Here is a 7,827-nt window from a genome sequence, read left to right as displayed (position 1 = left end):
TACACGAGCCTTATCGTCGGCAGCGTCAGATGTGTATAAGAGACAGCCCCCACCCAGCCCCCCAGACATCATGAAAAAGCAGCGCGTGGTGGTGGGTTTGAGTGGCGGCGTCGACTCAGCGGTCAGCGCCTACTTGCTCAAACAGCAAGGCCACGACGTGGTCGGCATCTTCATGAAGAACTGGGAAGATGACGACGACAGCGAATACTGCTCTTCGAACGTCGACTTTGTGGATGCGGCTGCCGTGGCGGATGTCTTGGGCATTGAGATTGAACACATCAACTTCGCCGCCGAATACAAAGACCGGGTATTTGCTGAGTTCTTGCGTGAATACCAAGCCGGGCGCACCCCCAACCCAGACATCTTGTGCAATGCCGAGATCAAATTCAAGGCCTTTTTAGACCATGCGTTTTCTGTAGGTGCAGACAAAATTGCCACCGGACACTATGCCCGTGTTCGCGAAGTTGCCAGCACCGTCGGCACTGAATTTCAATTGCTCAAAGGCCTAGACCCCAGCAAAGACCAAAGCTACTTTTTGCACCGACTCAACCAGTCGCAACTCTCCAAAACCTGGTTTCCTGTGGGTGAGTTGCACAAAACAGAAGTGCGCCGCATCGCCAGCGACATCGGGTTGCCCAACGCCAAGAAAAAAGACTCGACGGGTATTTGCTTCATTGGCGAGAGGCCCTTTCGTGAATTTCTCAATCGCTACATCGCCAACACACCGGGCCCCATCCAAGATGAACGCGGTCGTCAAATTGGTACCCACGTCGGCCTGAGCTTTTACACCTTGGGTCAACGCCAAGGCCTTGGCATTGGCGGCATCAAAGACAAAGGTGCGCAACGCGGAAGTGGTGAACACGCACCCTGGTTTGTGGCGCGCAAAGACTTGTCGCGCAACACCTTGTTCGTGGTGCAAGGACACGACCATCCTTGGTTGTTGTCTGGCCAATTGACCGCCGACGACTTGACTTGGTGCGCAAGCAATGCGCCAGCCCCAGGGCGCTATGCAGCCAAGACACGCTACCGTCAAAGCGATGCGCCTTGCACCTTGGCCTACAACGACAAAGGCGAGCTTGCGCTCGCCTTTGATGAACCTCAATGGGCTGTCACACCGGGCCAGTCAGCCGTGCTGTACGACGGCGAGGTGTGTGTAGGAGGTGGGGTCATCGCCAGCGCTGCAGCGCTGGAGAATTTGCCCGCCTGAAGTCACTCGCTTGAATGCGGTTTATTTGACCGCTTCAACCTTCTTGGCAGCAGCGTGCTCTTTGGGCACTGACTTGGCGTGCGCTTTGTCTGCAGGCGCCGCCTTTGCAACCACGGTCGTTGGCGTGGACGTCACACCCGACACAACGGCTGGCGAAGTGGCGGGCGTTGAAGCCAACGCAGCAGCAGAAAAAGCACCGACGATCAAAGAGGCAATCAGCTTGTTCATGAAAGTTTCCTTCGGGTTGTTGAACAGCTCCAGTTGTCTGGAGTGCACCTACAACGAGTCCCGAAGAAGACCTGTTGACCCAAATATTTAATTATTTGCGTCAACGTTTTCTGTGGCTCAGCGTTGCGTGTGGCTCAATCGAGCTTCACGTTGGCCTGACGAACCACTTGCCCCCACTTGGCCGAATCCGACTTCAAAAAGGCGCTGAACTCGGTGGGCGTCATGGCCTTCAACTCGCCACCATACGATCGCCATTTGTCGATCAACGTTGGGTTTTGGGTGGTGGCTTTTTGCATGGCCGCAGCGAGTTTTTCCACAATGGCAGCAGGCGTTCCTGCAGGCGCCAACAAACCGATCCACGCCGTGGGGGTGTAGTCTGGCAAACCCGCCTCAGCAAAGGTGGGCACATCTGGGAAATTAGGGTGGCGGGTTTTTCCAGTCAGCGCCAGCAGCTTCAATTTACCCGCGCGCACATTGCCCACCGCCGCCGGCAAGGCATCGAACATCAGCTGCACTTGGCCCGACACCAAATCGGCGTAAGGGCTGGTGGTGTTGTAGGGGATGAACTTGATCTTGGTGCCAGATCCAAAACCAAACCATTCACCGGCCAAGTGGTAATAGCTGCCAGGCCCTAGCGTGGCTGCGGCCATGCTGTCGGGCTGGGCTTTGAGCTGGGCAATCAATTCGCGTGCCGTGTTTTGCGCCACACCCGGATTGGCAATCAAGGCTGTGTTGAGCAAACCCACCAAGCTGACGGGCGCAAAGTCACGCTCCACGTTGTAGGGCACCTTGCTGTAGAGGTGCGGCACCACGGACAACGAACTGGTCGCTCCCATGACCAAGGTGTAGCCATCGGGTGCCGCTTTGGCGCCGGCCTCCATGCCAATCATGTTGGACGCGCCAGGACGGTTTTCCACCACCACAGGCTGGCCGAGCACCTTGCTCAACTCGATGGCAATTTCACGGGTGTTGGCGTCGGGGCCGGTTCCCACGGGAAAAGGCGCAATGATGCGAATCGCCTTGTTCGGATAGTCTTGGGCTTGTACGCCCATGGCAGCCCACAAAGCAGCGCACACAGCAGCCAAGCCAAAAGAGCGGCGAATCAAAGTCATGGAAAGTCTCCTGAATGTCTTGACGGGATTGATTTTTTCAAATCCGATCATATAATACATTCACTTTGTCAAATTATGATAATTTGATATGTTTTTAGGTGTTTACCCGAGGTGATTTATGGCACATAACCCCCTTCTTCAAGAACAAGACGCCTTGGTGTTTAGCCACATGGGTTTTCATGTCAAAGACCTGGCCCACATGACCCAGTTCTATACCCAGGTTCTGGGCTTTACCCAAACCGACCACGGCAACCTCGGTGCAGTGCAGCTGGTGTTTTTGAGCCGCGATCCCAGCGAGCATCACCAAGTGGTGCTGGCCACTGGGCGGCCTGACGACCTGCACTTCAACCTGATCAACCAGTTGTCGTTTCGGGTTCGCGACCTCGCCACCTTGCGCTCGATTCATGACCACGCGCTGCAAACCGAGGGGACGCACGACATGCAATGCGCCACCCACGGCAACGCCGTGTCGATTTACTTCCGCGACCCCGAGGGCAACCGCATCGAAGTGTTCTTAGACACGCCCTGGTATTGCGAGCAGCCGCTGCGCGAAGCGATTGATTTGAGTCAGAGCGACGACGCCATCATGGCCCGCGCCCTGGCGATTGCACAAAGCAGACCCAAGTTTCAAAGTCGCGCCACCTGGCAGGCCGAGATGGCCCGCCGCATGGGTTATGTGAAAGATTGAGCCATGCTGTTTGATGTTGCGATCTTGGGCTACGGCCCAGCGGGTGCAAGCCTGGCCAACTTGCTGGGAGCCTATGGCTTGTCGGTCATCGTGTTGGAAAAAGACGCCGAGATTTACCCGATGCCACGCGCCATTCACTTCGATGGCGAAGTCATGCGCGTGTTCCAAACCATGGGCTTGCGCCCGGCCATGGAAACCATCTCGCGCCCTGGCATGAAGGGCATGCACTTCGTCAATGCCGACAACGAAACCTTGCTGATCCGTGGCGGCACAGCGGCCTTGGGCCCGCACGGCTGCGCCAACAACCACTACTTTCACCAACCCGAGTTGGAACAGGTCTTGCGCCAAGGCGTGGCGCGCTTTGCGAACGTGTCGGTCCGTTTGCAGCACCTGGTAACCGAAGTGCATGACCGGGGTGACCACGTGGAACTGGACGTGACCGACCTGCGTCAGCAGCAGCCCGTGCCGGTGCAAGCACGCTATGTGGTGGGCTGTGACGGAGCGCGATCCCTGGTGCGTAAGGTGCTCAACTGCACAACACGCGATCTGGGACTGCACCAACCTTGGCTGGTGTTTGACGCGCTGCTCAAACCCGGCGCCCCCACCTTGCCCGATCACACGGTTCAGCTGTGCGACCCCAGTCGGCCGATGACCTATTGCAACGTCACGGGCAACCGCCGCCGCTGGGAAATCATGCTCATGCCCGGGGACGATACCCACGAGTTGGTCAAGCCTGACAAGCTGTGGCCCTTGGTCAAGCGCTGGATTGAGCCGCAGCACGCCGACATTGAACGCGCGGTGATCTACACCTTCCACTCCATCATCGCGCAGGGCTGGCGCAAAGGTCGGCTCTTGATCGCAGGGGACGCTGCCCACCAAACCCCGCCCTTTCTGGGGCAGGGCATGTGTGCGGCGGTACGCGATGTGTCTAACTTGGCCTGGAAACTTCAAGCCATGGTGCAAGGGCGTGTGGACGAACGCTTGCTCGACAGCTACGAGTCAGAGCGCGCGCCACACGTGGCCGAGTTCATCGAACTGGCGGTGCGCCTAGGCGACATCATTCAAACCACCGACCCACAAGCTGCACGCCTGCGTGACGCCAAATTCCGCGGTGGCGGTGAACCCGAAATCTTCCATTTCCCCGCTCCGCGCTTGGGGCCTGGCGTCCTGAGTTCAGCGCCAGCCCCCGTGGGTCAGCCCTTCCCGCAACCCCAGCTCGGCAACGGCCAATGGTTGGATGAGCGCGTGGGCCATCACTTTGTGGTCATCGCCACGCCCGAGTTGATGCGCGAAGTCCAAGCCACCACCCTCCAAGCGTGGGACCATTGGCAAGTGCAAACCCTCGACGCCCACGACCCCGCATTGGCCGGTTGGCTTGCCGCCCACCATGCCTCGGCCGTGGTGCTGCGACCGGACCGTTATGTGATGGGTCTGGCCCACAGCAGCGGCGACCTCGACACCCTGACACGCGAGTGCCTGCCCACACTCGCCTTGCCAGAACGCTGCGCATGACCGACAAATCCCTCTCCAGTCTGGCGCGCATGCTGGGCGTGCTGGACCTGTTCAACGACACCGCACCCGTGTGGTCTGCCGAGGCCGTGGCTGAGGCCATGAAGGTCTCGGTGCCCACGGCCTACCGCTATGTCAAGCTCTTGGTGGCGTCTGGCTTGCTGCAACGCTCGGCCGAATCGCAGTACAGCTTGGGGCCGCGCATCATCGTGCTTGACCACTTCATCCGCGCAGGCGACCCGGTGCTGCAACACGCTGTTCCCTTTATGAAAGAGTTGGTAGAGACCACGGGTTTTGACTGTGTCATCTCAGCCCTGTATGGCCAACAACTGCTCGACACCCACCGCGAATACGGCAGCGTGCCTGCTGACTTGGGCTACGGGCGTGGACGCCCCCGCCCCCTGTTCTTGGGCGGCGCACCCAAAGTCATCTTGTCTTGCTTCACCCCCAGCGCTTTGCACAAGGTGTTCGACCAGCACCCAGAAGCAATTGCACAAGCGGGCCTGCCCACCGAATGGTCGGAGTTTCGCAAGTACTACAGCAGCATTCGCAAAGCCGGACATTACCTCTCCAACGGCGAGCTAGAAAGCAACTTGGCGGCCCTGGCAGCGCCCATTCAAAAAGCCGATGGCACCGTGCTGGGCGCCATCTCGGTGGTCACCACCGTGCAACGCATGGCGGTGATCGATGTCGCCAAGGTGGCCGCCTTGGTCATGCGCTGTGCTGCTGACATTGCAATCCGTGTACCCTAGCCCCAAATTTTTTGAACCGAAAGGAACCTTCCCGTGAAATTGATCAGCTTTTTGCTCCACAACACCCCCAGCTACGGCATCGTCCAAGGCGACGACGTGCTCAACCTCACCCCCATCTTGGGCGCACAAGCCCCTGACCTGAAAAGCTTGATTGCCCACAACATGTTGGACCAAGCGGCCAAGGCCCTGGCCAGCCACAAGCCCGACCTGAAGTTTGCTGACCTGCACCTGTTGCCCGTCATCACCAACCCCAACAAAATTGTCTGCGTGGGCCTGAACTACGCCGACCACGTGCGCGAAACCGGCCGTGAACTCACCGAAAGCCCTGCGCTGTTCTTGCGCGTGAGCGAGTCACAAATTGGCCATGGCCAGAACATCGTGCGTCCCCCAGAGTCACACCGCCTCGATTACGAAGGTGAAATCGCCGTGATCATCGGCAAAGGGGGTCGCCGCATCAGCGAAGCCGACTCTTGGAGCCACATCGCCGGCTACTCTTGCTACAACGATGGCTCGGTGCGCGACTGGCAAGTCAGCACCACCCAGTGGACGGCTGGCAAAAACTTCTGGCGCACCGGTGGCTTTGGTCCTTGGATGGTCACGGCTGACGAAATCAAGCCTGACCAAAAAATGACCCTCATCACGCGCTTGAACGGCCAAGAGCTGCAACGCGCCACCACCGACATGATGATCCACAGCATCCCACGTCAAATCGCCTACATCTCCACGTTCATTCCCCTTGAGGCAGGCGACGTGATCGTCACCGGCACCCCAGGCGGCGTGGGCAACAAACGCACACCCCAACTCTTCATGAAACCCGGCGACGTGGTGGAGATCGAAGTGGACGCCGTGGGCATCTTGCGCAACGGCATCGTGGACGACGTGGCAGCCTAAGCTTCCCGCGCCCCAAGAAGAAAGCCCAGCATGATGCTGGGCTTGAACCTCCAAATCCACGCCTGCGGGCGTGGATTTTTCATGGGCGCTTCAGAACGGAATGTCGTCGTCCATGTCGTCAAAACCACCCTTGGCAGGTGCCGCTTGGCGCTGTGGCGCAGCAGCAGCGGGTGCAGCCTGACGGGGGGCGGCTGCGGGGCGGCTGTAGCCACCGTCTTCGCCACCGCCAGCACCGGGGTTGCCCATGCCTTCACGGCCACCCAAGAGTTGCAGCTCGGTGGCAATGATGTCGACGGTGTTCTTCTCCACACCGGTGGTCTTGTCGGTGTACACACCGTACTTCAGACGGCCTTCCACGTAAATGGGACGGCCTTTTTTCACGTACTCGCCAGCGATTTCAGCCAAACGGTCGTAAAACGTGACACGGTGCCACTGGGTGTCTTCGATCATCTCACCCGAGTTTTTGTCTTTGCGACGGCTGGATGTGGCGACGCTCACATTGGCCACGGCTTGGCCGCTGGGCAGATAACGCACTTCGGGGTCGCGGCCGCAGTTGCCGACGAGAATGACTTTGTTGACGGATGCCATGGGTAAATTCCTCCAGAGATAGGCAGATTATGGGGTCTTTGTTCAAAGCGCTTGGCGACCAGGGGCCACCATCGGCCACGCTACTAGCAACCACAACAGCATCAGGGCAGCGCAAGTCAAAAACAAGCCTTGTGTGCCATAGCCTTTGACCAACTGCCCTCCCATCCAACCGCCGGCAAAAAAGCCCAGCGATTGCAAGGTGTTGTAGACCCCCATGGCGGCGCCGCGCGAAGCCGCTGGTGCCAAACGCGAGACCAAACTGGGCTGGGTCGCCTCCAGCACGTTGAAGCCACAAAAGAAAGCAAACAGCAACCAAGCCAACACGGTCAGCGTGGGCGCGCCAGAAGACACCCAGAAGAAAATAGCCTGTACAACGGCAATCAAAGCAATGGCCGTCAAAAACACACCGCGCAAATAGCCGCGACGTTCGGCGGCAAACACGCCGCCCATCAGCACAAACGAGCCCAACACAGCCGGCAAATACACCTGCCAGTGGTGGTCTTTGTCCAACCCGGCCTGCACCAACAAGGCGGGCACCGCCACCCACATGGCCAGTTGCACCGCATGCAACACAAACACCCCCAGGTTCAAACGCAGCAGCGCAGGCATGGCCAACACCTGGCGCACCCCCCCTCGTGCCGCATCTTTGTGCAGCACCGGCTCAGCGGGCACCACCCACACCACCACCGCCACGCCCAGCACTGCCAACAGCGCGGTCAAGGCAAACAAACCCGACAAACCGATCCAGCCTGCCAGCAGCGGCGACAACACCAGCGACAGCGCAAACATCAGCCCGATGCTGGCCCCCACCAAGGCCATGGCTTTGGTGCGCACGGTGTCACGCGTCAAATC

General features: G+C 59.0%; 9 protein-coding genes. 5 read left to right on the top strand and 4 right to left on the bottom strand.

The genetic code is table 11. The features are described 5' to 3' along the window. The first annotated feature begins 70 nt into the window (after positions 1-70). On the top strand, positions 71-1,207 hold the full coding sequence (mnmA, locus tag ACKWJN_RS12420) for a tRNA 2-thiouridine(34) synthase MnmA (protein WP_408597355.1): 1,137 nt from the start codon (positions 71-73) through the stop codon (positions 1,205-1,207). Between the two features lie 21 nt (positions 1,208-1,228). Here the strand turns inward: mnmA and ACKWJN_RS12415 are convergent, their stop codons facing one another. Further along, positions 1,229-1,435: a hypothetical protein gene (locus ACKWJN_RS12415; RefSeq protein ID WP_408597353.1), complete on the bottom strand. Its 207-nt coding sequence runs from the start codon at positions 1,433-1,435 to the stop codon at positions 1,229-1,231. 134 nt (positions 1,436-1,569) lie between these two features. Next, a complete protein-coding gene (locus ACKWJN_RS12410) occupies positions 1,570-2,547 on the bottom strand; it encodes a Bug family tripartite tricarboxylate transporter substrate binding protein (protein WP_408597351.1) in 978 nt (325 codons plus the stop codon). A 118-nt stretch (positions 2,548-2,665) separates the two neighbouring features. On the opposite strand from ACKWJN_RS12410, the gene ACKWJN_RS12405 reads away from it, so the two are divergent. From ACKWJN_RS12405 to ACKWJN_RS12390, 4 genes are read left to right on the top strand one after another with little or no spacing between them, the layout of a single operon-like run. Beyond that, on the top strand, positions 2,666-3,235 hold the full coding sequence (locus tag ACKWJN_RS12405) for a VOC family protein (RefSeq protein WP_408597349.1): 570 nt from the start codon (positions 2,666-2,668) through the stop codon (positions 3,233-3,235). A 3-nt stretch (positions 3,236-3,238) separates the two neighbouring features. After that, the gene (locus ACKWJN_RS12400) at positions 3,239-4,747 is read left to right on the top strand and encodes a bifunctional 3-(3-hydroxy-phenyl)propionate/3-hydroxycinnamic acid hydroxylase (RefSeq protein WP_408597347.1); all 1,509 of its coding nucleotides are present in this window, start codon (positions 3,239-3,241) and stop codon (positions 4,745-4,747) included. After that, a complete protein-coding gene (locus ACKWJN_RS12395) occupies positions 4,744-5,496 on the top strand; it encodes an IclR family transcriptional regulator (protein WP_408597345.1) in 753 nt (250 codons plus the stop codon). The genes ACKWJN_RS12400 and ACKWJN_RS12395 overlap by 4 nt, the downstream gene beginning before the upstream one ends. 33 nt (positions 5,497-5,529) lie before the next feature. Further along, complete coding sequence (locus ACKWJN_RS12390) at positions 5,530-6,387, top strand: fumarylacetoacetate hydrolase family protein (protein WP_408597343.1); 858 nt, start codon at positions 5,530-5,532, stop codon at positions 6,385-6,387. Between the two features lie 90 nt (positions 6,388-6,477). On the opposite strand, the gene ssb is transcribed toward ACKWJN_RS12390, so the two are convergent. Further along, positions 6,478-6,975: a single-stranded DNA-binding protein gene (gene ssb / locus ACKWJN_RS12385; protein ID WP_408597341.1), complete on the bottom strand. Its 498-nt coding sequence runs from the start codon at positions 6,973-6,975 to the stop codon at positions 6,478-6,480. A gap of 42 nt (positions 6,976-7,017) precedes the next feature. Then, the coding region (locus ACKWJN_RS12380; RefSeq protein ID WP_408597339.1) for an MFS transporter at positions 7,018-7,827 on the bottom strand (810 nt) is incomplete at its 5' end.

Source organism: Limnohabitans sp. (assembly GCF_046052825.1).
In the GTDB taxonomy this organism is placed as follows: Bacteria; Pseudomonadota; Gammaproteobacteria; order Burkholderiales; family Burkholderiaceae_C; genus Limnohabitans.
The sequence above is the reverse complement of the archived record's forward strand: the minus strand, read 5'-3'. Positions and strand labels throughout refer to the sequence as shown.